At 71.4% G+C, this 21,981-nt stretch carries 18 protein-coding genes and 1 pseudogene; 8 read left to right on the top strand and 11 right to left on the bottom strand.

Features of this window, described 5'->3' with window-relative positions:
• Positions 1-189 precede the first annotated feature (189 nt).
• From OOK31_RS06960 to OOK31_RS06945, 4 genes are read right to left on the bottom strand one after another with little or no spacing between them, the layout of a single operon-like run.
• Positions 190-999, bottom strand: a complete 810-nt coding sequence (locus OOK31_RS06960) for a cobalt-precorrin-6A reductase (RefSeq protein WP_267011446.1) — start codon at positions 997-999, stop codon at positions 190-192.
• Positions 989-1,738 carry a precorrin-4 C(11)-methyltransferase gene (gene cobM, locus OOK31_RS06955; protein WP_267011445.1) on the bottom strand — a complete coding sequence of 250 codons (750 nt, stop codon included), beginning with the start codon at positions 1,736-1,738 and terminating at the stop codon, positions 989-991. The genes OOK31_RS06960 and cobM overlap by 11 nt, the downstream gene beginning before the upstream one ends.
• Complete coding sequence (cbiE, locus tag OOK31_RS06950; protein WP_267011444.1) at positions 1,735-3,045, bottom strand: precorrin-6y C5,15-methyltransferase (decarboxylating) subunit CbiE; 1,311 nt, start codon at positions 3,043-3,045, stop codon at positions 1,735-1,737. Before cbiE ends, cobM begins: the two co-directional genes overlap by 4 nt.
• Positions 3,042-4,259 carry an MFS transporter gene (locus tag OOK31_RS06945; protein ID WP_267011443.1) on the bottom strand — a complete coding sequence of 406 codons (1,218 nt, stop codon included), beginning with the start codon at positions 4,257-4,259 and terminating at the stop codon, positions 3,042-3,044. The genes cbiE and OOK31_RS06945 overlap by 4 nt, the downstream gene beginning before the upstream one ends.
• A gap of 185 nt (positions 4,260-4,444) precedes the next feature.
• Here OOK31_RS06945 and OOK31_RS06940 point away from each other — a divergent pair, with 185 nt between their 5' ends.
• Both OOK31_RS06940 and OOK31_RS06935 read left to right on the top strand, forming a co-directional pair.
• Positions 4,445-5,407 (top strand): ArsR family transcriptional regulator, encoded by a 963-nt coding sequence (locus OOK31_RS06940; RefSeq protein WP_267011442.1) that lies wholly within the window; start codon positions 4,445-4,447, stop codon positions 5,405-5,407.
• A gap of 190 nt (positions 5,408-5,597) precedes the next feature.
• A complete protein-coding gene (locus OOK31_RS06935; protein ID WP_267011441.1) occupies positions 5,598-7,028 on the top strand; it encodes an NAD(P)/FAD-dependent oxidoreductase in 1,431 nt (476 codons plus the stop codon).
• 7 nt (positions 7,029-7,035) lie between these two features.
• Here OOK31_RS06935 and OOK31_RS06930 read toward each other — a convergent pair whose 3' ends face one another.
• Entirely contained in the window at positions 7,036-7,977 is a 942-nt protein-coding gene (locus tag OOK31_RS06930; protein ID WP_267011440.1) for a serine protease, read from the bottom strand.
• Positions 7,978-8,198: 221 nt separating this feature from the next.
• On the opposite strand from OOK31_RS06930, the gene OOK31_RS06925 reads away from it, so the two are divergent.
• Complete coding sequence (locus OOK31_RS06925; RefSeq protein WP_267011439.1) at positions 8,199-9,263, top strand: phosphatidylinositol-specific phospholipase C domain-containing protein; 1,065 nt, start codon at positions 8,199-8,201, stop codon at positions 9,261-9,263.
• Positions 9,264-9,449: 186 nt separating this feature from the next.
• Here the strand turns inward: OOK31_RS06925 and OOK31_RS06920 are convergent, their stop codons facing one another.
• Positions 9,450-9,716 (bottom strand): DUF6406 domain-containing protein, encoded by a 267-nt coding sequence (locus OOK31_RS06920; protein WP_267011438.1) that lies wholly within the window; start codon positions 9,714-9,716, stop codon positions 9,450-9,452.
• Between the two features lie 5 nt (positions 9,717-9,721).
• Complete coding sequence (locus tag OOK31_RS06915; RefSeq protein WP_267011437.1) at positions 9,722-11,452, bottom strand: hypothetical protein; 1,731 nt, start codon at positions 11,450-11,452, stop codon at positions 9,722-9,724.
• 526 nt (positions 11,453-11,978) lie between these two features.
• Here OOK31_RS06915 and OOK31_RS06910 point away from each other — a divergent pair.
• The 3 genes and pseudogenes from OOK31_RS06910 to OOK31_RS06900 form a co-directional block, all read left to right on the top strand.
• Positions 11,979-12,383, top strand: a complete 405-nt coding sequence (locus OOK31_RS06910) for a hypothetical protein (protein WP_267011436.1) — start codon at positions 11,979-11,981, stop codon at positions 12,381-12,383.
• Positions 12,384-12,712: 329 nt separating this feature from the next.
• Positions 12,713-13,363, top strand: coding sequence for a hypothetical protein (locus tag OOK31_RS06905; protein ID WP_267011435.1), 651 nt, complete (start codon positions 12,713-12,715; stop codon positions 13,361-13,363).
• Between the two features lie 434 nt (positions 13,364-13,797).
• Positions 13,798-14,044, top strand: a pseudogene (locus tag OOK31_RS06900) (transposase); the annotation flags it as partial.
• A 190-nt stretch (positions 14,045-14,234) separates the two neighbouring features.
• On the opposite strand, the gene OOK31_RS06895 reads toward OOK31_RS06900, so the two are convergent.
• The 4 genes from OOK31_RS06895 to OOK31_RS06880 form a co-directional block, all read right to left on the bottom strand.
• A complete protein-coding gene (locus tag OOK31_RS06895) occupies positions 14,235-15,185 on the bottom strand; it encodes a ThiF family adenylyltransferase (RefSeq protein ID WP_267011434.1) in 951 nt (316 codons plus the stop codon).
• 41 nt (positions 15,186-15,226) lie between these two features.
• On the bottom strand, positions 15,227-16,471 hold the full coding sequence (locus OOK31_RS06890; RefSeq protein ID WP_267011433.1) for a hypothetical protein: 1,245 nt from the start codon (positions 16,469-16,471) through the stop codon (positions 15,227-15,229).
• Positions 16,468-18,429 (bottom strand): radical SAM protein, encoded by a 1,962-nt coding sequence (locus OOK31_RS06885; protein WP_267011432.1) that lies wholly within the window; start codon positions 18,427-18,429, stop codon positions 16,468-16,470. The genes OOK31_RS06890 and OOK31_RS06885 overlap by 4 nt, the downstream gene beginning before the upstream one ends.
• 90 nt (positions 18,430-18,519) lie before the next feature.
• Positions 18,520-18,681 carry a hypothetical protein gene (locus OOK31_RS06880; protein WP_267011431.1) on the bottom strand — a complete coding sequence of 54 codons (162 nt, stop codon included), beginning with the start codon at positions 18,679-18,681 and terminating at the stop codon, positions 18,520-18,522.
• Between the two features lie 774 nt (positions 18,682-19,455).
• Here OOK31_RS06880 and OOK31_RS06875 point away from each other — a divergent pair.
• Complete coding sequence (locus OOK31_RS06875) at positions 19,456-20,634, top strand: cytochrome P450 (RefSeq protein WP_267011854.1); 1,179 nt, start codon at positions 19,456-19,458, stop codon at positions 20,632-20,634.
• A gap of 51 nt (positions 20,635-20,685) precedes the next feature.
• Positions 20,686-21,957, top strand: a complete 1,272-nt coding sequence (locus tag OOK31_RS06870) for an MFS transporter (protein WP_267011430.1) — start codon at positions 20,686-20,688, stop codon at positions 21,955-21,957.
• The last annotated feature ends 24 nt before the right edge of the window (positions 21,958-21,981 follow it).

Raw genomic sequence — 21,981 nt, 5'->3', positions numbered from 1 at the left:
CGGGGCCGGGGCCGGGTGGGGGGCCGCCGCCGGAGCCGGTATGGAACCCGGCAAGAGCCGCTGGAGGAGCCACCGGCCGCGAACGCGGACGCGGCGGGCCGGAGTTCCCCGGATGTTCGCCTCCGGGACCGCGCTCCCGGGCCGAAAGCCCCACCGAAACCGGCTGAAAGTCCTGCAGAGGCGGATGTTCTAGGCCTCTGCGTCCGCGTCCGTCTCGGGGCCCGTTTCAGGGGCCGGCTCCGAGCCCGCCTCGAGCCAGGCGAGGGCCGACTCCACCGACGGGGCCAGCGGGACGTGCGCCGGGACCGCGGGGCGGCCGACGAGCAGGACCGGGATGCCCGCCTCCCGGGCGGCGGTGAGTTTCGGGGCCGTCGCGCCGCCACCGCTGTCCTTCGTGACCAGTACGTCGATCCGGTGGCGGGCCAGCAGCTCCCGCTCCTCCTCCAGGCCGAACGGGCCGCGCGCCAGCAGCACTTCCAGGCGCGGCGGCACGGGCCCCGCCGGAGGGTCCACCGAACGCACCAGGAACCAGCGGTCGGTGACCCCCGCGAAGGTGTGCAGGCCCGTCCGGCCCGTCGTCAGGAACACCCGCTCGCCGAAGCCGGGCAGCAGCGCGGCCGCCCCGGCGAGGGAGTCGGTGAAGGTCCAGTCGTCCCCCGGGCCCGGGGTCCAGCCGGGCCGCCGCAACGCCAGCAGCGGGACGCCCGTCAGCTCGCCCGCCCGCGCCGCGTGGAAGCTCATCCGCTCCGCGAAGGGGTGCGTGGCGTCGACCACCCGCGTGACGCCGTGCCCGGCGATCCACCCGGCCAGGCCCTCCGCGCCCCCGAAGCCGCCGATGCGGACCTCGCCCGGCGGCAGCACCGGCGACGCCACCCGGCCGGCCAGCGAGGTCGTCACCCGGTACGAGGTGTCCCGCGCGAGCGCCTCCGCGAGCCGGCGGGCCTCCGTCGTACCGCCCAGGATCAGGACGTGCGGGCGGGGTCCCGGTTCAGCAGACATGCCGGTCGCGCTCGGGGGAGTACAGGTGGCTGTCCCGGAACTGCTCCGCGGTCAGCGTCCGCCCGACCACGATCACCGCCGTGCGCACCAGCCCCGCCTCCTTCACCTGCGCCGCGATGTCGGTCAGCGTGCCGCGCAGGATCAGCTCGTCGGGGCGGCTGGCCATCGCCACCACCGCCACCGGGCAGTCGGCGCCGTAGTGCGGCAGCAGCTCCTCCACGACCCGGTCCACGTACCGGGTGGCCAGGTGCAGCACCAGCAGCGCACCGCTGCGCCCCAGCGTCGCGAGGTCCTCGCCGGGCGGCATCGGCGTCGCCTGCTGGGCGATCCGGGTGAGGATCACGGTCTGCCCGACCGTCGGGACGGTCAGCTCCCGCTTGAGGGCTGCGGCCGCCGCCGCGAAGGCGGGCACGCCCGGGACGACCTCGTACGGGATCCCGGCGGCGTCGAGGCGCCGCATCTGCTCGGCGACCGCGCTGAAGATCGACGGGTCGCCGGAGTGCAGCCGCGCCACGTCCTGGCCCGCCTCGTGGGCCCGTACGCACTCGGCGACGATCTGGTCCAGGTTCAGCTGCGAGGTGTCCACCAGCCGGGCGTCCGCCGGGCATTCGGCGAGCAGCTCGCGCGGGACCAGGCTGCCCGCGTACAGGCAGACCGGCGCGGCGGCCAGGGTCCGGGCGCCGCGCACGGTGATCAGGTCGGCGGCGCCGGGGCCCGCTCCGATGAAGTACACGGTCATGGCAGATCCTTCGCGCTCGCGGTGTCGTGGACGGGTTCGGACGGGGAACCGGGCCCGGGCCCGGACTCCGGCAGGGGCTTGGTGACCGACCACTGGGTGACCGGCATGGCCTGGCGCCAGCCCGTGAAACCGCCGACCGGCACGGCGTGCGCGACGGCCAGCTTCACCAGGTCGCCGCCGTGCCGCCGGTAGCGGTCGGTGAGGACCGCCTCCGACTCCAGGGTGACGGTGTTGACGACCAGCCGGCCGCCCGGCACCAGCGCCGCCCAGGCCGCGTCGAGCAGGCCCTGCGCGGTCAGCCCGCCGCCGATGAACACGGCGTCGGGGGCCGGCAGCCCCTCCAGGGCCGCCGGGGCCGCGCCGACCACCACGCGCAGGCCCGGTACGCCGAGCGCCGCCGCGTTGCGGGTGATGCGGGCCGCGCGCGCGGGAACCCGTTCCACCGCGACCGCGCGGCAGGAGGGGTGCGTACGCATCCACTCGATGCCGATGGAACCGGAGCCGCCGCCGATGTCCCACAGCAGCTCGCCGGGGGCGGGGGCCAGCGCGCACAGCGTCGCGGCGCGCACGTGCCGCTTCGTGAGCTGCCCGTCGTGCTCGTACGCGGCGTCGGGCAGGCCGGGCGTGGAGCCGAGCCGGGGCGCCGGGTGGGCGGGGTCGCGCCGGCAGTCGACGGCGACCACGTTGAGGGGGTCGCCCGGCGGGTGCTCCCAGTGCGCGGCCGTGCCCTCGTACGCGTCCTCGCGCTCGGAGCCCAGCTGTTCCAGCACCCGCATCCGGCTCGGGCCGAAGCCCCGCTCCCGCAGCAGGGCGGCGATCTCGCCCGGGGTCGCCGCTCCGGCGCTCAGCACCAGCACCCGCCGGCCCTCGGACAGGGCGGCCGCGAGCCGGGCCACCGGGCGGCCGACGACGGTGACCACCTCGGTGTCCTCCACCGGCCAGCCCAGGCGGGCGCACGCGTAGGACACGGAGGAGGGGTGCGGGTGGACGCGCAGGGCGCCGGGGCCCAGCTCCTCGGAGAGGGCGCGGCCGATCCCGTAGAACATGGGGTCCCCGCTGGCCAGTACCGCGATCCGGCGTCCCGCGTGCTCGGCCATCAGCTTCGGCACGGCCGGGCGCAGCGGGCTCGGCCAGGCCACGCGCAGGCCGCCGCACTCCGCGGCCGGCAGCAGGTCCAGCTGGCGCGGCCCGCCGATCAGCACCTCGGCGGAGGCGAGCGCGGCCCGGGCGCTCGCGGCGAGCCCGGCCCAGCCGTCGGCGCCGAGCCCGACGACCGTCACCGGGATGGGGGGTGCTGCGGAGCTCACTGCGCGCTACCTCGGGGGACGGGAGTAGGGGACTGCGGGGGACGGATCCGCAGCTTACTGGCCCGCAGGCCCGGCTCCAGTGCCAGGGTGACCAGGACGGACGCCCCCGCCAGTGCCGTCATCGCGACCACCGGCGAGGTGTACTGGGCGAGCGCCCCCGCGAGCGCCGCGCACACGCCCTGGAGGGTCAGCATCCCCGCCGAGTGCAGGCCGAGGGCCTGACCCTGGGTGCCCTCCGGCAGCAGCGGCAGGAGGCGTTCCTGCATCAGCAGTCCCGCCGAGTAGCCGACGGAGGCCAGCGCCACGGCGGCGGTGGCGAGGACCGGCCCCGGTTCGAGGACGAACACCAGGTACGGCACTGCGAGCAGCAGCCGCAGCGGGGCCGCGAGCCGCACCCGCAGCCGGGCCGGCAGCCAGCGCCCGGCGACGGTGTCCCCGACGAGCATCCCGGCGGCGGCGCAGCCGAAGAGCAGGCCCGCGTGGGCGGCGTCGTAGGGGACGAACAGGGACTCGCAGCCGACGATCAGGCCGTTGGGCACCCACAGGGCGAGGTACAGGCTCCGGCGGCCCGGGTGCGAGAACAGCAGGACGTTGACCCGCCAGGTCTCGCCCGGCGAGGGCCGGCCGCCCGACCGGGCCGCGCGGGGGCGCAGCCCGAGCACCACGGTCAGCGCGGCGGCCGCCCCGAGGGCGGCGGCCGTCAGCAGGGTCCCGCGCGGGGACAGCGCGGCGAGCAGCAGCCCGCCGAGGGCGAAACCGGCGACCTGGGTGACGCCCGCGCAGATCGCGAGCAGGGAGCGGCCCAGCAGGTAGTCGCCGGGCGGCAGGATCTCGGTGAGCAGCCCGTAACGGACCCCGCCCGCGAGGGAGTCCGCGAGGCCCTGGCCGAGGAGGACCGCGAACACCGCCCACAGCGGCAGCCCCGGAACGGCCAGCAGGGCGGTACCGGCCGCGGCGAGGCCCGCGAGCCAGCCGAGCGCGGCCCGCGGGGGCAGCCGGTCGGCGGCGGACATCAGCAGGGTCGCACCGAGGACCTGGGCGAGGGAGGGGCCGAACATGGCGAGGGAGGAGAGCAGGGGGCTGCGGGTGCGGTCGTAGACGAGGACACCGAGGGCGAGGGAGCCGACGGTGGAGGCGCCGATGCGCAGGGCGGCGGCGCCGAAGAAGGGGGCGAACTCGGGGACACGCGCGAGCGAGCGGTAGGTCCGGGGCATGCGGGGAGTCTCCGGGGCGGGGCGGGGGGTGGCCTAATGTTTCGCGGGGACGCGAAACGTGGAAGCGGGCCGCGGGGTTCGCCGGGGCCGGGACGGTCCTCCGGCTCTGGCGGCAGTGGCAGTGGCATCGGCAGTGGCAGCGGCAGGTACGAGCGGCCCGGTCGGGCGGAGGGGGGAGGCAGGACGTGGGGTGGTGGCGGATCGACACCGACGCGCTCGCGCAGAGCCGCTTCGTCGTGTCCGCGCTGGCCGAGACCACCGCCGCCCTGATGGCCCTGGAGCGGCGGACCGCACCGCACCCCGGCGACCGGGCCTGGCTGGCGGACCGGCTCCCGCACTACCGGGCGTACCTGGCGGCCGAACCCGTCACCGCCGCCCTCGTACGGGCGGCCCTCGGCCGGCTGTGGATCGCAGGGTTCCTCACCCCGCCGCCGGACGGGCGTTCCTTCGAGGAAGAGCTCGCCCCGGTCCGCGCGACCCCGGACGCGGTGGTGCGTACGGACCTGCGCGCCGCCTCCGGGCGACTGCCCGAGTCCCTCGCCCGCGCCCGGGGGCTGGGGCCGAGGACGGCGGAACTGCTCGAGTGGGTCTGGGCCGAGGCGGTACGCCCGGACTGGGAACGCCGGCGCCGGGTCGCCGAGGCCGACATCCTGGTCCGCACCCGGGACCTGAGCCGGGGCGGCTGGGCCTCCGCGTTGTCCGGGATGCGGCCCGGCATGGCCTGGCTCGGGGAGGGCCGGCTGCGGATCAACCTCCAGGACCGGCCGCCGCGCGAGCTGTCGGGTGACGCCGGGCTGGTCTTCGTCCCGGTGACTCCCGGGCACGGCTGGGTGGCCTGGACCGGGTCGTACCGGCACGCGCTGGTCTACCCCTGCGAGGGGCAGCTCACGCAGTCGGGGACCGCCCCGCAGGCGCTGGTACGGCTGCTGGGGCCGGTACGGGCCCGGGTGCTGATCCTGCTGGAGAGCCCGAAGTCCACGACGCAACTGGTGGCCCTGACGGGCCTCGGCCTGGGCACGGTGTCCGGCCAGCTCAAGGTGCTCCTGGCGGCAGGCCTGATCCTCCGCCGCCGCACGGGCCGCACGGTCCTCTACAGCCGGGTGGCGGCGGGCGACGTCCTGGTCGCGGCATCCACGGGCACGCCCTGAGGGCCTGACGGTCCTGCCGCCGGTCCCGCCTGATCCGGGCGGCGGCGTACGGTCCGGGCCGGGCGGGGTCGTACGGGCGGCGTTCCCGGCGCGGGCGCGCCCCCGGCCGCCTCCGTCCGCCCCGTCGCGCCTCCGTCCGCCCCGGACGGGGCCTGACCCGGGCAGCCCGGCGGGGCGGACACTCGACGGTATGGACGACACTCCGGACAACCACCCAGAAGGCGGGGACGACCACGCCGTGGTCCTCGGGGCCGGCCTGGCGGGGCTGCTCTCGGCGCGGGTGCTCGCGCGGCGGTTCGCCCGCGTCACGATCGTCGAGCGGGACGAGTTACCCGAGGACGGGCCGGAGTTCCGGCCCGGAGTACCGCAGTCCCGCCACGTGCACGTGCTGTGGTCGCGCGGCCTGGAGCTCATCGAGCGGCTGCTGCCCGGGATCACGGACGAGCTGACGGCGGGCGGCTCCACCCTGCTGGAGACCCCGCGCGACTTCCTGTGGCTGAGCACCGCCGACTGGTTCCGGCAGGTGCCGGGCGCCCGGCAGCTCGTCGGCAGCCGCGACCTCATCGACTGGACCGTCCGCCGCGCGGTCCTGCGCGAGGGGGAGGGCCGGATCCGGGTCGTGGCCGGCCGGCTCGCCACCGGGCTCCTCGCGGGGGCGGACGGCCGCACGGTGGCCGGGGTCGTCCTGCGCGGGGGCGACGGCCCCGCGGCGCCCGCCGAGCGGCTGGCCGCCCGCCTCGTCGTCGACGCCACCGGACGCGCCTCGAAGACCCCCGCCTGGCTGGCCGCCCTCGGTCACCCCGCCCCGGCGGTCACCCGCTACGACGCCCACCTCGGCTACTCCAGCCGTACGTACGCCATCCCGAAGGGCCCGGAACGCCGCTGGCAGGGCATGTACGTACAGGGCCGCCCGGACAGCCCGCGCGGGGGCGTACTGGTCCCGCTGGACGGCGACCGCTGGATGGTGACCCTCATCGGCAACGGCGAGCACGCCCCGCCCACCAAGGACCCCGAGTTCCTCGACTTCGCCCGCCGGCTGCGCAGCCCCGCCCTCCACGACGCCCTCCGCGCGGCCGAACCGCTCTCCGAGCCCACCGGCTTCCGCGGCACCGCCAACGAATGGCGCCACTACGAGCGCCTCGACCGCTGGCCCGACGGCCTCCTCGTCGTCGGGGACGCCTTGTGCCGCTTCAACCCCGTCTACGGGCACGGGATGACCGTCGCCGCCCTCGGCGCTGAGGCCCTGGACGAGGCCCTGTCCGGGCTCACCCTGCGGGAGATCCCGGCCGCCGCCCGGCGCGTGCAGCGGCGTACGGCCGCCGTCGCGTCCGTCGCCTGGCAGATCGCCACCAGCGAGGACCTGCGCTACCCCGGCACGGAAGGGCCCCCGCCCGACCGGGCCACCCGCGTCCTCCAGCGCTACATGTCCCGGGTCGTCGTGGGGGCCAACGCCGACCCGGCCGTCTCCGCGTCCTTCTTCGGCGTCCTCTCCCTGTCCGCCCCGCCGAACACCCTCCTCAGCCCGTGGACGATGCTCCGCGTCCTGTCCAAGTGGCGCCTGCCGAGCGCCCCTTCGACCTCCCGGTACCCTCCCCACCACCTCCCGAGGGAGACGGCATAGCCCTCCCTCAGTCCCTGACGGCCCGCTCGTACAGGGCGCGGGTGTCCTCGCCGAAATAACTGCTGTACGAGGTCACCTCGTCCCCGCCTCCGTCCCGGCCGCCGATCACCCCGATCAGGGTCCCGGCCGCGCTCAGGACGGGGCCGCCGCTGGTCCCGTTGGGCACGTCCGCGCAGTCCAGCCGCAGCTGCGTGGGCCCGGCGGCTTCGGCCGTGTTGGCGCATCCCAGCGGCTGCTCGGCGTCGTTCGGGTAGCCCACCAGCCGGGCGGGCGCGGGCAGTTCGGGCCGGAAGCCGACCGGGTGCGACCCGGTGGCGTCCTCCAGCCGCAGGCCCGGCTGCCCGGCCCGGCGCACCCGGACGAAGGCCACGTCGTGGTCGGGGTCGGCGGACTCCACCCAGCGGGGGTCCACCTCGATGCGGGTGGGCACCCAGACGCCGTAGGGGGCCGCGCCGTCCCGGTAGCCGGGGACGAAGGCGAGGTTGGTGCGGAAGCCGCTCTGGTACACGCAGTGCGCGGCGGTGACGACGAGGTCGCCGCCGGGGGAGTGGACGACGCTGCCCGAGCAGTGGTGCTCGCCGTCCCAGTCCAGGCCGGGGGAGAACAGGGCCCCGATCGCCGGTTCGGTGGGTGCGGTCCGGGCCTCCAGCGGCTCGGAGGCCCGCCATCCGCCGCCGGCCCCGGAGCCGCCGGCCGCGCCCTCGGCGGGTACGGTCCCGCCGAGCGGCCGGGTCCCCGCGTCCGGCGCCCCCTCGGCGCCCGGCCCGTCGGTCAGCTCCTCCACGGCGGCGGCCGCCCGGTCGGCGAGACCGGCGTCCTGTACGTACGTCCCGCGCGCCGGATCGCCGTCGGCGACGTGCCCGAAGAAGCCCAGCCGGCCCACGCCGACTGCCACCAGGGCGCAGCAGATCCCGGCCAGCACGCAGACGCCGACGACCCTGCCCCTCACCGTGCCGAACATATGGCGCACCCGCTCCCGAGGATCATCCCTGTCTCCCATCGACCTTCGACCTTCGCCCTCCGACGGGTACAAAGGTGACACACGTCCCGGAAACGGAGCGTGTCCGTCCTCACACTCCCCGGCCCGCCATCCGCCGTCCTTCCACGCGCCACCCAACTCCCCTAACCTCACGGCGACTTGAACGCCACCAGCACACGGGAGTCGGACGCATGAACCTACGGAACCGGACGGCGGCAGCGCTGCTGTCCACCCTGGCGGCCCTCGGCCTGGCCTTCGGCCTGGCCCTCACCCTGGGCGCCGCCCCCGCCGGCGCGGCCACCCCCGCCGCGGACCTCCCGTACGCCGGCTCCACCGGGGTGGGCGTGCACAACGCCTACGAGAAGACGAAGTACCCGTACTTCGCGGACGCCCTCGACTCCGGCGCGGCGATGCTCGAACTCGACGTGTGGACCAACTTCTTCGGCAGCTCCTGGCGGGTCTCGCACGACAACCCCTTCGGCAACGACAGCAACTGCGAGAACGCCACCACCCCCGCCCAGCTGCGCACCAAGTCCCGCAACCAGAACCTCGCGGGCTGCCTCTCCGACATCCGCAGCTGGCACGACGCCCACCCCGGACACCGCCCGGTCGTCCTCAAGCTGGAACTCAAGGACGGTTTCGCCGCCAACCTCGGCCGCGGCCCCGCCGACCTCGACGCCCTGCTGGACTCCAAGCTCGGCGACGCCCTCTACCGCCCCGGACAGCTCGCCGCCGGCCACCCCGACCTCGACGCGGCCGCCCGCGCCGGAGCCTGGCCGGCCCGCTCCGCGATGGCGGGCAAGTTCCTCGTCGAGCTCATCCCCGGCACCGTCGAGGAGGGCAACAGTGCGGACAAGCTCTGGACGGACCGCGAGTACGCGGAGCACCTGCGCGCCCTCGCGGCCTCCGGCCGCCTCGACCGGGCCGCCGCCTTCCCGGCGGTCCACCGCGCCGAGCCGGGCGACCCGCGCACCCGCTACGCCGACGCCTCGCTGCGCCCCTGGTTCGTCGTCTTCGACGGGGATGCGAGTGCCTACGCCTCCGGCTCGATCGACACCGCCTGGTACGACCGCAACCACTACCTCCTGATCGCCACGGACGCCCACGGCGTCGCCCCGGCCATCGACCCGGTGCACCCCACCGAGGCCCAGGCCCGGGCCCGCGTGGCCCTGATGGCCACCCACCACGCCTCGATCACCTCCTCGGACTGGTACCCCCTCCCCACGGTCCTCACCACGATCCTCCCGCGCGGCTGAGGCCGGCCGACGACGAGTGCCGGCGGCGGGGCGGCGTTCGCCCCGCCGCCGGCCGCGTGCACGGGGCCTCAGGGGGACAGGGTCAGTTGGAGGGTGGTGAGGGTGCCCGTCGGGGACTCCTTCTGGACCGTGCCGCCAGGGCGGGCAGCCCCGTGTGGCGCCGACCGCCCTCTGCCTCGCTCGTGATCACCCAGGCAGGGTCTGTTCAGCCTTGCGAAGGCGTACGAGCCATGCGCCGGCAGGGTCGTCGACGCCGTCGAGTACCCAGAGCTCGCCCTGGACCGGGAAACTGTCGCCGATCTGAAGGGTGTATTTCGCCTCTTCCTCGTCGACCGCCACCAGGAGGCGGACCGTGACGGGATGGCCGGGACGGGCGTCCACCCGGATCACGCCGAATTCACCGATTCCTGTCCGGCGGAGAATTCCCTTCCGGAGGGCGATTTTATCGGTCATGCGACTTACTCCAAGGTTGTGTATCGAGGTCGGATGTTCTTTCTGAACTGCCGGATGGTCAAGGGGTCGGGTTGGTTTCGGTGCCAGGGATTGTGGAGATGGAACTGACCCTTTTCGTCCACATGGGTCACTTCGTACGCATGTTCCGGGTGCAGGTCGTTCTCCAGTGGGCCCTTAGCCTCCTTCTCTGAACACGATCCGACCAATACGGGTTTGCCGTCGGCGAGCTGCTGGCGAATGTCGGTGACGAGCTGTTTGTCAGGGCTGACCCAATCGTAATTGGGCTTATCGGGGAAATCCCATACGTGGGCGGGTCGACCGGTGAGCTGTGTGAGGAGTTCGGCGCGATCCTGGGCGCTGCTGCCTTTGTTGAGCCGGACGTATCCCTCGGAATCCGGCGGGCCTGGCCGTAGCACACTGTCCGAAGCCCACTGGTCGCGGCGGTCATCGGTCCAGGTCTGATCAATTCCGGCGACCGCCTTCTCCATGATGGGTGCCCATGCCGCTCCGGTTCCTACGGAATCCGCGAAGGCGGGTGCTTCGGGAGTGGCGTCGAACACCGGGAGGTCGGGTGTCACGGTCAGATTGATCTTGCGGCCGGTCGGTTCAAATCTGCCGAGCGAGTAGTTGTACTTGGCCTCGTGCAGCTTCACCTGATAGTTGCCGTCCTCGGACTCCTGTACGCACGCGCGGATGGCTTCGGGCCGATGCTCGGCCACGGCGCCGAGTGTGGCGACGATGCCGCAGTCGTTGATTGCTCCCTGCTTGGCTTGCTTGCGTGAAGGCTCCCCGTCGAAGAGCGGTGTCCTCGTCCCATCCGACCGGTCGAGAGGAGCGCCGTAGCGGTTGGGCAAGTCCTCTGGATACTCGGACGGATCCTGGAATTCCGGGCGGTCCACGGTGTTGGTCAGGCGTTCCCGCTGCTCCCTCACGTGCTTTCCGACGCCCGCCATCTGCTTCATCTGGTCCATGAAGCCGCCCTCGACCACGTCGTCACGCGCGGCGTGCGACGGACGCGGCTCGCTCGCATCAGGTGCGGGTCCGGAATCCGGGTCGGCGGGTTCGGACGGCTCCGCACGGACCTCCGGCGTGTCGCCGGGTGAGGCCGGTGGGTCGGGTGCCTCGTCTGCGTCGTGGGTGGGTGCTACCGCCGATTCGCCGGCCGGTTGTTGCTCCAGAGTTTCAGGGGGTTCCGGGGCTTCGTCCGGGTCCGGAAGCTCTTCCTCGTGGTGCGGAGGTTCGGCGGGCTCGGGGGTGGCGGGGTGTTCTTGGGGCTCGGGGGCGGCGTCGTGCGGTGCGGGGGCTTCGTCCGGGTCCGGCGCGGCGTCGGAAGACGGCTCGGCGACGTGCGGAGCCTCGTCGGGCCGGGTGGGGTCCGGCGCCTCGTCGTGGTCGTCGGTTCCCGGCACGGTGCGGGTGTCGGCTGCGGGTTCGGGGGCTTCCGGGGCGTCGTCCGACGCCGGCCAGGGGTCGGGTGCCTCGTCCGTGTCGGGGGTTGGTGCTGGCGCCGCGTCGCTGCCGTCGTCTGACTCCAGAGCCGCAGGGGGTTCCGGCGCTTCGGCGGGGTCTGGCGGTTCTTCCTGTTCCGTGGGGTCGGAGTGCTCCTGAGGCTCTTCTGGGGTGGAGGGGGGCTCGGGGGCTGCGTCGTACGGCGTGGGAGCTACGTCCGGGTCGGGAGCGATTTCGGCTTCCGGTTCGGGTGCTTCCGGGGTGTCGCCCGCTTCGAGGGAGGGCAATGCCCCCGAATCGTTCTCCGAGCCCTGCGGCGGGGTGGGATCGGGGGCGTCCGTGGCCTCCGGAGCCGGCGGTGTTTCAGGTGCGGGGGGCTGTTCTGTCGGCCGGTCGCTCACAGGGCTGCCCCCGCGCGGCGGATGGTTCTGGCGTCACAGATGTGTGGATCCGGGAGGGTGTTGTCCCCATGCGTGGTGGTCGACCCCACCGTGCGTAGCGTCTGGGTTGCGCGCCATCCGTCCATGATTTCCGTCCCCCGGGTAAGTAGATCCCTTGATCACACTAGCTGAGGCCTGTGCGTCGGCGGGCTTCTCGTTGCACGTGAGGTTCACCTGCCGAGCCGTGCCCGTCGACCGGTTCCGCTCCGGCCGGTCGCCTGCAGGGGGGCGGATGGGGAGCGCAACCCTGGGGTCGTCGGACCCGCCTCTCTCCGAAGTGCACCGTGGTCGAACTGTGCGTTCCCTACGCCCTGTTCGTCGCGCGGCGCTATCGTGCCGGGCGGGGCAGAGCGCTCGAGGGGGCGGTGCGGCCATGCGGTTTCTGTTCGTGCACGGCACGGGGGTACGGCAGGACCGGCACGACCTGCTCTTCGCGCTTGTCCCGGAGGGGCTCGCGGGCCGGTTCCCGGACGCGGCCCTCGAATCCTGCTTCTGGGGCGAACGGTTCGGGGCGAGCCTGAGCGCGGGCGGCCGGTCCGTACCGGGGTTGAGGCGGCCCGGCGCCGAGGAAGCGGGCGACGCCGGGACCGCCGAGTGGGGCTGCTGCTGGTCGACCCGCTGTGCGAGCTGCCCGTCCTCGCGGTGGCGGGCTGGGACACCCCGCGCCCCGACGCCCTCCACGGCCCGGCCCACCCCGCCCACCCCGATAACGACCCCTTCGCCATGCCCGGCGTACGCCCCGCCGGTGCGCGGGTCCTGGAACTGCTGGACCACCTAACCGGAACGGGAACCGCCCACCCGGACGAGCCGGGGGGCAACGGACGCGGGTGCCGGACCCGGGACTGGGAGGTGGCCGCGACCCGGATCCCGAGGCGCGCCCGAACGGACGCCGGACCCCAGGCCACGCCCGGACCGGAGAGGGAGCCGGAGCTCACGCAGGGCCCCAGGCTGCCCCGGGAGCGGGAGCGGGAGCGGGAGCGGGAGCGGGAGCGGGAGCGGGAGCCGGGGTGGAGGAGACCCCGCCGGGCGGCGAGGACGGCCTGCTGGCCCGGATGTGGCTCCGCGGCGAACGGACCAGGCTGGTCTGGGAGTCGGAGGGGGCCACCCGTGACGCTGGAGACGGTACGCGCCGCACTGGTGTGCCAACTCCGCTCGCAGGCCGCGCTGTCGGAGGAAGCGCACGGCCCGGAGGACGGACTGCCGTACGAGCCGCAGTCAGTGGAGCGGATCGAGTTCCAAGTCCCGTACGAACTACTGGAGTCGGGCTTCAACCAGTGGCCGGTCCCGCGCGGCCCCGGCGCCCGCTCTCGGCCCCTGGGCGCGCTCTACCAGGTGACGGTGCGCTGCCCGCAGGAACGGGAGGACAGCCGCCCCGCATGGCACGTCAAGTGGCGCCGGCTGTGCGCCCAGGGCGGACGGCACCCCGAGGCCGTCCGGGTCGTGGAGGACCTCGATGTCACCGACGCCCTCCGGCTGCGCTTCAGCGTGCGACCCGCCCCCGCCTGCGTGCTCGGGCACGCCTCGGCGGCCCGGACGATGGAGGCAGAGGCAGTGGCGAAGGGCTGGTGGCTGTACCAGGGCGAGGGCCCGGGCAAGGACCGCCGCGCCCGCATGGAGGACGGATCACCCCTGCCCTGGCGGGACTTCACCGGCACCCCCGACGACACCTACGCCCCGCCCGGATGCGCCCGGGAGGCCTGGGAGCGCACCCGGCGGCGCGGCGAGGGGTACGTACCGGACGAGCCCAGTCCGTTGTAGATACAAGGGTTACCCCTTCGGCGCAGAGCGACGCTACCGGCCGCCTGCGAACCTCGCCGGACGAACATTGATCTTCCGGTGCGTGATGTCCGGATCCAGTGGCACGCTGGCGGGGCGAGGCGGTAAGGGCGATGCTGGAGCCGGGTGAGCCGAGGGTGCTGGTGTACGGAAGCCGCCACTGCTGTGGCCGCAATCGGTCGGAGCCGTCCTTGACCGGCTCACCGCCCGCTTCGGACAGGCCCCGGTCGTCATCGAAGGGGCCGCGACCGGCGCAGACCGGGCCGCCGCCCACAACTGGTGCAAACGCCACAGTCTCGGCGAGGAGCGGCCCTGCTGTCATTCGGTGGGCTGGACAGCCGAGAAGCGGGCCCGCCCCGACCGCTGGCGGAGGGCCGGCCCGGAACGCAACATGCGCATGCTGCTGAGCGAGCGGCCCCAAACACCACACCACACAGAACCGCGTCTGGCTGGAGATCGTGCAGATCGCTCTGGACCTGCCGGCCTGGATGCCCATGCTCGCCCTGAGGGGCAAGGCCCGCCTGGGAACCCCGCCGCCTGCGACTACACCTGGCCTCCACGGCCGGCCGACTCCGCATCCTCCGCCTCGCCGACCACGTGTCCTGGACCCGCGAGATCACCAGCGCCCTGGAACAACTCGCACTCCTACCGAACCCCGGCTGAACAGCAGGTTCACCTGCCCCTACGACAAGACGACCCAGCCCGGAGCAGCGGAACCCGGCACCCACCCGACGCGATAGCCGGGCCCTCGACCCGCACACACCAAGAACCCCACCCGAGTGAACCGAAAGGTCCGCCGAAGAACTGACGGACCCTCACAAAGGGTCGAGGCTAAAGCTCACCTTCCGTGTTCTCAGGTCAAAGCCGTCCCCAGCAGCTCGACGCGATGCGAAGTCGTTCGGGCGCTCACACCGAGTATGCCGAAGATGAGATCACGGCCCATCGTCGCGCCCACCAGCGTATTGACCGGGCCGAACGAGGCCGCCATCGGTGTGACCGCGGCTCCGGCCGTGGCCTTTGCCTCTTGGCGTGACGCGATGAAGGCCGGGACATCGGCGGGCCGGAGCAGCGGCCCACTCGACCCCACTCGGAGGCCGCATCCTCCCGTGATCATCGACGCTCCGCGCTCAAGACAGGCTTGAGCGCACAGTTCCGGCAGCGATGCAGGACGGTCGGCCGCGACGACGAGGAACCCACCTTCGCGCAGGTACGGCACCAACGCCTCGCTGGTCGTGATGGTTTCCATGACAGCGGTCGGCTCCGCTTCGGGGAGGCGCTCACGCACCCACTCGCGGGCCACATCGACCTTTGCCCGTCCGACGTCACAACGCCGGTAGAGGTATTGGCGGTTCAAGTTCTCCAGCGCGACCCGGTCGCCGTCCACGAGCGTGAGTCCGCCCACGCCCGCACCCACGATCTCGGCCAGCACCGCGCCGCCGATGCCGCCGACGCCGAGAACGGTCACGTGCGCCGCGCGCAGCCGATCCTGTGCCGCGCCGGCATCCAGACCCAGGGCCGCGAAGTACTCGACCTGGTTCCGCCAAGCGGACGAGTGCCACGAGCGGTCGAACGGTGCGACTACGAGGCGAAGCCGAAGAAGCGTACGCACGATGGCGTCCACTTGCCTTCCGCTCGGCGCTGGGAGGCCGGCCGGGTCGTCGGAGACCGCTTTGAGCCATTCGAACATCGCTTCGGGGCAGCGTCGGACCAGCAGTACCTCGTCGGAGAAAACGCGCAGCTCGTCGCCGTCGCGGGACCAGGTCGCCGCAGGCGAGAGAACGTAGCGGCCGCTTCCGTCAGCCATCCCTGGCCTTCCTTCGTAGCGAGATCACCGTTTGACGAAGATCATGGAGAATCGGCGCTCCAGCTGAACCGGGGGAAGCGCACAGCGTCCATCGATGGCCAGGGCCGGCCTGCCAGTGCCTCGCGCTGCAGCCAGTGGCCTCGGAGTCGCAAGAGCGGCAGGACCGGACACTGCTCGCGGACCGCTCGGCGCAGCTCGTCGCACGCAGCATCGTCATCCGGGTCTTCTGACAGCCGACGCAGCAGCGGCGCGAGGACCGGGTCACGGCGTGCCGGGTCGAGCAGGTCCGGAGCGCAGATCGGATCTTCGAACAGCGGGCCCCGCAACGCGAGGAGCAAGTCGAAGGACTGTGCCGAGCCCGAGACGAAGTCGGCGGGTGCCAGCTCGACCTCGACACCGAGGTTCTCGGTCAGCTGAGCCGCGACCTCTTCGGCCACGACCAGGTTGGGGTAGTAGTCCCAGTACCCCAAGCGCAACCGTTCACCTGAGCCGATGGCGCTGGGCGGTGCCTCGACGTGGTGGTCGGGCGCTGCCGTCTCCACGCCGTTCCAGCACCGTGCGACAAGGCGGTCATAGCGGATCGCGCCGAGGAGCCGGCGACGGAACTCCGCGTCGCCCACCACCGACGGACTGTCGGGGATGATCTCCAGACGCATCTCGATCGCGGTCGGTGCCGTGTGGAACACCCGGCTGTCCGCGAAGTCCGGGACACGGTCGAGCGGAAACGCCGTCGCGCACGTCACATCGACCTCGCCCCGCCGGAACCTCCCCGGGGCGTCGTGCGGATCGCGGCGGACGAGCACCCGCACAGGTGGCGTGCCGGCCTTGACGGGTTCGAGCCAGTACTCGTCATCGGCGGTGCGCACGGCACGCTCGTACGCACCGGAGGACAGTTGCCCGCACGACGAGATCGGAGCGAGATCGACGCTCTGGAGCAGGCTGGGGAGGTGCGGCGCCCGGCGGCGGAGCTCGATGACGAGCTCGTCCTTCGAGGTGCGGACCGCGCGGATGTCGAGCAGGAACCGCTGGAGCGACGGAACCGCGAGCGCGGTCCGGATCGCCCGGGCGTGATCGCGCGTACGCACCGGGCTCCCATCGGAGAAGAACGCGCCCTGCCGGACGCGGTAGTGCTGGCTGAGCCCGTCGTCCGCGACCCAGACGAGATCGAGCCGGCTGCGTTGGCTCGCCGCGGCGAACCAACGGCTCAGGTAGTCGCCTCCCGTGGGCCCGTGCCATCGGATCGGGTCGTCGTCCACCTCGACAATGACGGGGCGCATGACGTTCACGTGGTCAGGAGGGGGCTGTCGGCCACCGGAGGGGTCCGTTCGGGGGCGTCCGGCGAGGCGTCGATCCGGGCGCACAACCCTGCCACCGCCGTCGCGACCTCGCGCAGCCGACCGGGGGTGACACGCGCGAGGAGGGCTTCGCGTTCTTCCCGCCCGCGCGGCATGAGGGCCTTGAACACCTTGGCCTGCGCCGGCGTCAGGCGGAGAGTCGACACCTCTGCCTCACTTGCGCGATACACGACCACGACGGTCGGACGGTTCAGCTCCGGCTTCCAGGTGATCTCGCGCGGGTCGGAAACCATCGTGACGACGTCTACATCGAGGTCCGCGATCAGGAAATGCGGCTTCTCCCCCACGGTGGCGGGCCGCCGGTACACGTTGACGAGTTCTTCCTCGACCTCGTCGCCGCGGAACTCCGCGAGCATCGAGTCGTATGCGAACAGCGCCCTGGCGGCTTGCGCATGCACGCCCTCCATGTGCGCCAGAATCTCAGAGAGCGCTTCCTCGATGGGCATTGCAGGCCGTTCGAGCAGTGCGTCGATGAATTCAACGTACGTGTGTCCCGCACCCTGCTTGAGGAATCGCAGCAGGTGGTAATAGCGGCGCGTGAAATACCGTGAAAGGCGCAACACGTCCTGGTAGTACTCGTAGTCCCGATTCCCACTGCGAATGAAGGTGAATCCGGTGAAGGTCGCCAGATCGTCCTTGATGAGCGCGCGGACGTCCGACGGGAGGAAGGTGCCCATGACGTCGAGTCCGCTTTCGAGCGGTTCGAGTTCAGCCCGGTACTCATCCGTGATCTCGGCGCCGGGAAGCGGCTGAAGCACACTGAGGTCACTGTTGACGGCACCGTAGGCGATCGCGTCGAAGACGACCTCCAGTGCCTTCTCGAGGTCTTCGGCGCTCTCGTCCGGGTATCCCACGATCGTGTTCGTCTCGAATTGGATGCCGACTTCCTGGGCGGACCGGAAGAACTCGTAGGTCCGCTTCGTCGAGGGCATCTTCAGCATGGCCTTGAGGATCTTCTCCGACCCCGCGTCCGTGCCGCAGAAGATGTTGAAGCATCCCGCGTCGGCCATGCGCCGCAGAAGGGACGGGTTGACATTGTCCGGTCGGACCGCGCAGCCCCACTCGAACATGTCGTTGTGCTCGGAGAAATAGGACACGAACTCGTCAAGATACGTGCGCTTGTTGGCGAAGTTGTCGTGCAGGAAGTTGAACTGGGTCACCCCGTACGTGCGGTGCAGGAAGCGAAGCTCATCGAGGATGACCGCGGGATCCTTGATCCGGAAGTCGCGGTCCCAGAACGTCGACGTCATGCAGAACTTGCACGAGTAGGTACACCCGGAGCCGATGTGCACGTCGAAGATGTGCGGGGTCGACAGCCGGATGTAGTCGCCCATCGGGACGGCGCCGTACGCGGGCATCGGCACGAGGTTGAGGTTCGTGGTCGGCTGAGGCCCGCTGGACACGGCCTGGCCGTTCTTGCACGACCAGAAGCCGCGTACCCCGGCGGGATCGGCCCCGTCGGCAATGGCATCCGCGAGGGCGGTCATCGCGAGCTCTCCCTCGCCGCGGCACACGAAGTCGACGCAGTCGGCGTAGCGCGGGAGGGCATCGGGGAAGACACCGAACGTCCCGGGTCCCCCGAGAACCACCGTGACATCGGGCCGGAGCCGCTTGACCTCACGCCCGATGAGAAGGCATGCCGGGAGGGTGTCCGCGAGGCAGGTGAGGCCGAGAACGTCGGGATCGGCGGCGAGGAAGCGAGCGCAGGTCTGGTCGAGCCAGTCAGCATCGCTGGGGTCGAAGGCACCGATCCGGTGCTCGTACTCCAGGTCGACGACGACGGTGGGATGATCATGCGCCATCAGTGGTGAGGCAATGCAGAGCAGTCCGAGAGGAACGAAGAACGGAGAATTGACATCGGAATTGATCAAGGGCCGGCCGAGCGTCACGCGTGCATGCCGCGTGGACGATCGAACCGACACCTGGCCCTCCCCGGCAAACGAGAGGGCCAGTCGTTTCTGAGTCGGCATCAGATGCGATCAGCAGCGCCGCGCAACGATGGCACCCAAAGTAGCCGATGACAGGGTGATCAACTCGACGTCATCGGCAAGGTCAAGACCTTCCTCGTCGGAGAAGAGCACCATGTCCGGCTCGGCCTCGTCCGTCACGGTCACCGAACATTCCTGCACTGCCTGCGCCATTTTTTGACCCCTCTTTGCCTTGGCTGGCTCCAACATTCTTATCTCATACAGTCTTTGGCGTCTCGTCAATGGGGCGTGCACACGTTTCCCGGTGCCACACCTGATCCCGGATCCGTCGGCCGATGTGCGGCAGTGATGTTGCCTGGAATGAGGAAGTGCCCTGTGGCCTGCGACGACGGGAGTTCTTCAGTCTTCCGGCATGCAAGATCACGAGGGCACTTCCGAGATGCAATCTCCCCACGCCCGCGGGGTGGGTCTCGGCGCGGTTCGATGATCCGAAGATGATCCGAATCTGATCGCGTACGGGGGCCGGCCCTGCTGGTGGGGGCCCCTCCCTGAGTGGCGGACACGACGGCAGGGGCTCGCGTGCACAAACTCCCGCATCGCGCACTCGCCCCGATGTCCGCTGACCGGCGGATGCCAGGCCTTTCCCGCCCCTTGTAGGGCTTGATCGAGTCTGGGTAGGCTGCTGCCGGTCCGGAACAGTGCCAAGCGGAGAGGTCGCCGTTTGATGCTGCTCACCTTCAGCGGACAAGGGCTGAACATGGATGGTTTCCCGCCATGTGGCGCAAAAGGTCAAGGCGCCGGAATCCGCAGGTCGCAGAAGCCGATTCGGCGATCACTCCATTCAGCGAGCCCAGTCATTCAGGGCATTCGGCAGGGTCTTCCTGCCGGCGGTCATGAGGTTTCGACATTCGGGACGGAGCTAGGATTGTGACGTCTTCGCAGGCCAACGTTCCTGATCTGGAATCCACGGCAGTCCCGTTCTTCCCGATTCCCAGGGCGCCTGGTTGTCCTCTGGATCCGGCACCTGAGCTCGCCGAGCTACAGGAACGGGCGGCGCTGGTCCGAGTTCGGCTTTGGGACGGAAGCACTCCGTGGCTGGTGACGAGGCATGCGGAGCAGTGCGCGCTGCTGTCGGACCGCCGGGTCAGCGCGGACTGGATGCAGCCGGGCTACCCGTTCCACAGTCAGTTCCTGCAGGACCACCATGAAGAAGGCCAGTTCCTGACCGCCATGGAAGGTCCCGAGCACCTCCGGCTGCGCCGGATGATCGCCCGGCCGTTCACCCCCCGCAAGGTCGAGCAACTGCGGCCCACGGTCCAGCAAGTCGTCGACGACCACATCGATGCTCTGCTGGCCGGCCCGAAGCCGGCGGATTTCGTGGCGGATTTCGCCCTGCCGATTCCGTCCATCACCATCTGCCACGTGCTCGGCGTCCCTTACGAGGACCACGACTTCTTCCAGCACGCCATCAGGACGATGACCGGCAGCGACGTCCCGGACGACGTCGTGAACAAGTCCGAGCGCGAGCTGTATCACTACCTGGCCAAGCTGATCGGCCGCAAGCTCACTGCCCCCGAGGACGACCTGCTGTCCCAGCTGGCCACCGAACGGCTGGCCACCGGCCAGCTGAACCGGCACCAGCTGGTGATGCTGGTCCTGTTCCTGCTGATCTCGGGGCACGAGACCACGGCCAGCATGATTGCACTGGGCACGCTGGCCCTGCTGCAACATCCCGACCAAATCACTGTGCTGAACGACTCCGACGGCCCCGAGGTCGCCGCGGCCGTCGACGAGCTGCTGCGGTACCTGACCACCGTCCAGCCCGGCCGTCGTCGCGTGGCCGTGGAGGACATCGAGATCGCCGGGCAGGTGATCCGGGCCGGCGAGGGTCTGATCCTCCCGGAGGAGATCGGCAACCGCGACGAAAGCGTGTTCCCCGGTGCCGGGGAGCTGGACCTGCGCCGCGATGCCAGCCAGCAGCTCGCCTTCGGGTTCGGTGTGCACAAGTGCACCGGCCAACCGCTGGCCCGCCTGGAGCTCCAGGTCGTGTTCGCCGCCTTGTTCCGGCGCATTCCGACACTGGCCCTGGCCGTCGACCTCGGCGACCTCCCGTTCATGGACGACGGGCTCGGGTACGGCGTCAAGAAGATGCCCGTGAGCTGGTGAGTGAATGAGGTTGACCAATGATCACCGGAGTCACCAGGGGGAGCCCGCAGCATGACCGGCACCACGGAGGCCCTTGGCGGGCCGGCTGCAGTCGACGATGCGGCACGGAGCGTCGCGCGCCCGTTCTACGTATACGCCGTGCTCGCCAACGCGCTGTTCCAGCGCGGCGTATTCGTCCTCTTCCTCTATGAGCGAGGCTTCTCCGTCGGGCAAGTGGCCCTACTGCAGACACTGCTCTTCCTGGTCAGCGGACTTGCAGAGATGCCGACAGGAATCATCGCCGACCGAATCGGCAGGCGTGCCAGCATCGTGATCGGCCAGGTGCTGATTGCTGGATGTCTGCTCGGTCAGGGGACGTTCTCCAACTACTGGGTGTTCCTGGCGCTGTTCATCGGGCAGGGCGTGGGCATGGCATGTGTGTCCGGTTCGGACACCGCCCTGCTGTACGACCTGCTCGTGCGTCGTGGTGCAACGGCCGGCTACGTCAAGATCAAGTCCCGGTTCACCATGCTCGGGACGGTCACCTCGGGAGCCGCCATCGTCCTCGGCGGCCAACTGCAGCAGATTTCCTGGGGAGTCGTCTACGTCGGTTCGGCGGCGTGCCTCGTCCTGGCCGTGGTGGTGCTGATGTCACGGGTGCCCGAGATCCGGGGCGCGGACGCGGTGGACGAACAGGGCGGAGCCGAGGAGGCGCACAGCGACGCCACGGCATGGCGGGCGATGCTTCGGGTCGCCACGCCGGCGCTCGTGACGCTTGTCGTGGTGTCCGGATTGATGCATGCGACGTTGACGCCGTTCATCATTTTCACCCAGAAGACCCTCTCCGATCAGGGAGCGGGCACCGCATTGGTCAGCGTGGTCATATCGGCGGGATTCTTCGTCGGCGGGCTCACTCCCTTGCTGTCGGACCGCGCGGACCGGCGCATCGGGTATCGGATCATCGTCCCGGTGTCTCTCCTGATGCTCGCCGTGGCGCTCGGCCTGAGCGGCCTCGGCCTTGTCTGGGTCACCATCGCCGCGTTCCTGGCCCTGGTCGGAATTCCCGAGATCACCGCCGTGCTCGTGGACAACGTGTTCAACGAGGCAGTGCCGTCGCGCCACCGGGCGAGCCTGCTGTCGATGATCGCGTTCGTGGAGTCGGTGCTCATCGGCACCGGCTATCTCGTCCTCGGCGCGCTCATGGACGGGTTGGGCTCCAGTGTGGGCATGGCCGCCTACGCCGCGGTCCCCCTGCTGGCATGTCTCCTGTGGCTCCCGGTGCTCTTCCGAGGGACGCGGGTGACCAGCGAGATCGAGAAGCCCGCCGGCCAAAAGGCAGCCTGAAACAGAGCATCTCGAGCAACGCCC

Source organism: Streptomyces sp. NBC_00249, assembly GCF_026342355.1.
Taxonomy (GTDB): domain Bacteria; phylum Actinomycetota; class Actinomycetes; order Streptomycetales; family Streptomycetaceae; genus Streptomyces.
The sequence above is the reverse complement of the archived record's forward strand: the minus strand, read 5'-3'. Positions and strand labels throughout refer to the sequence as shown.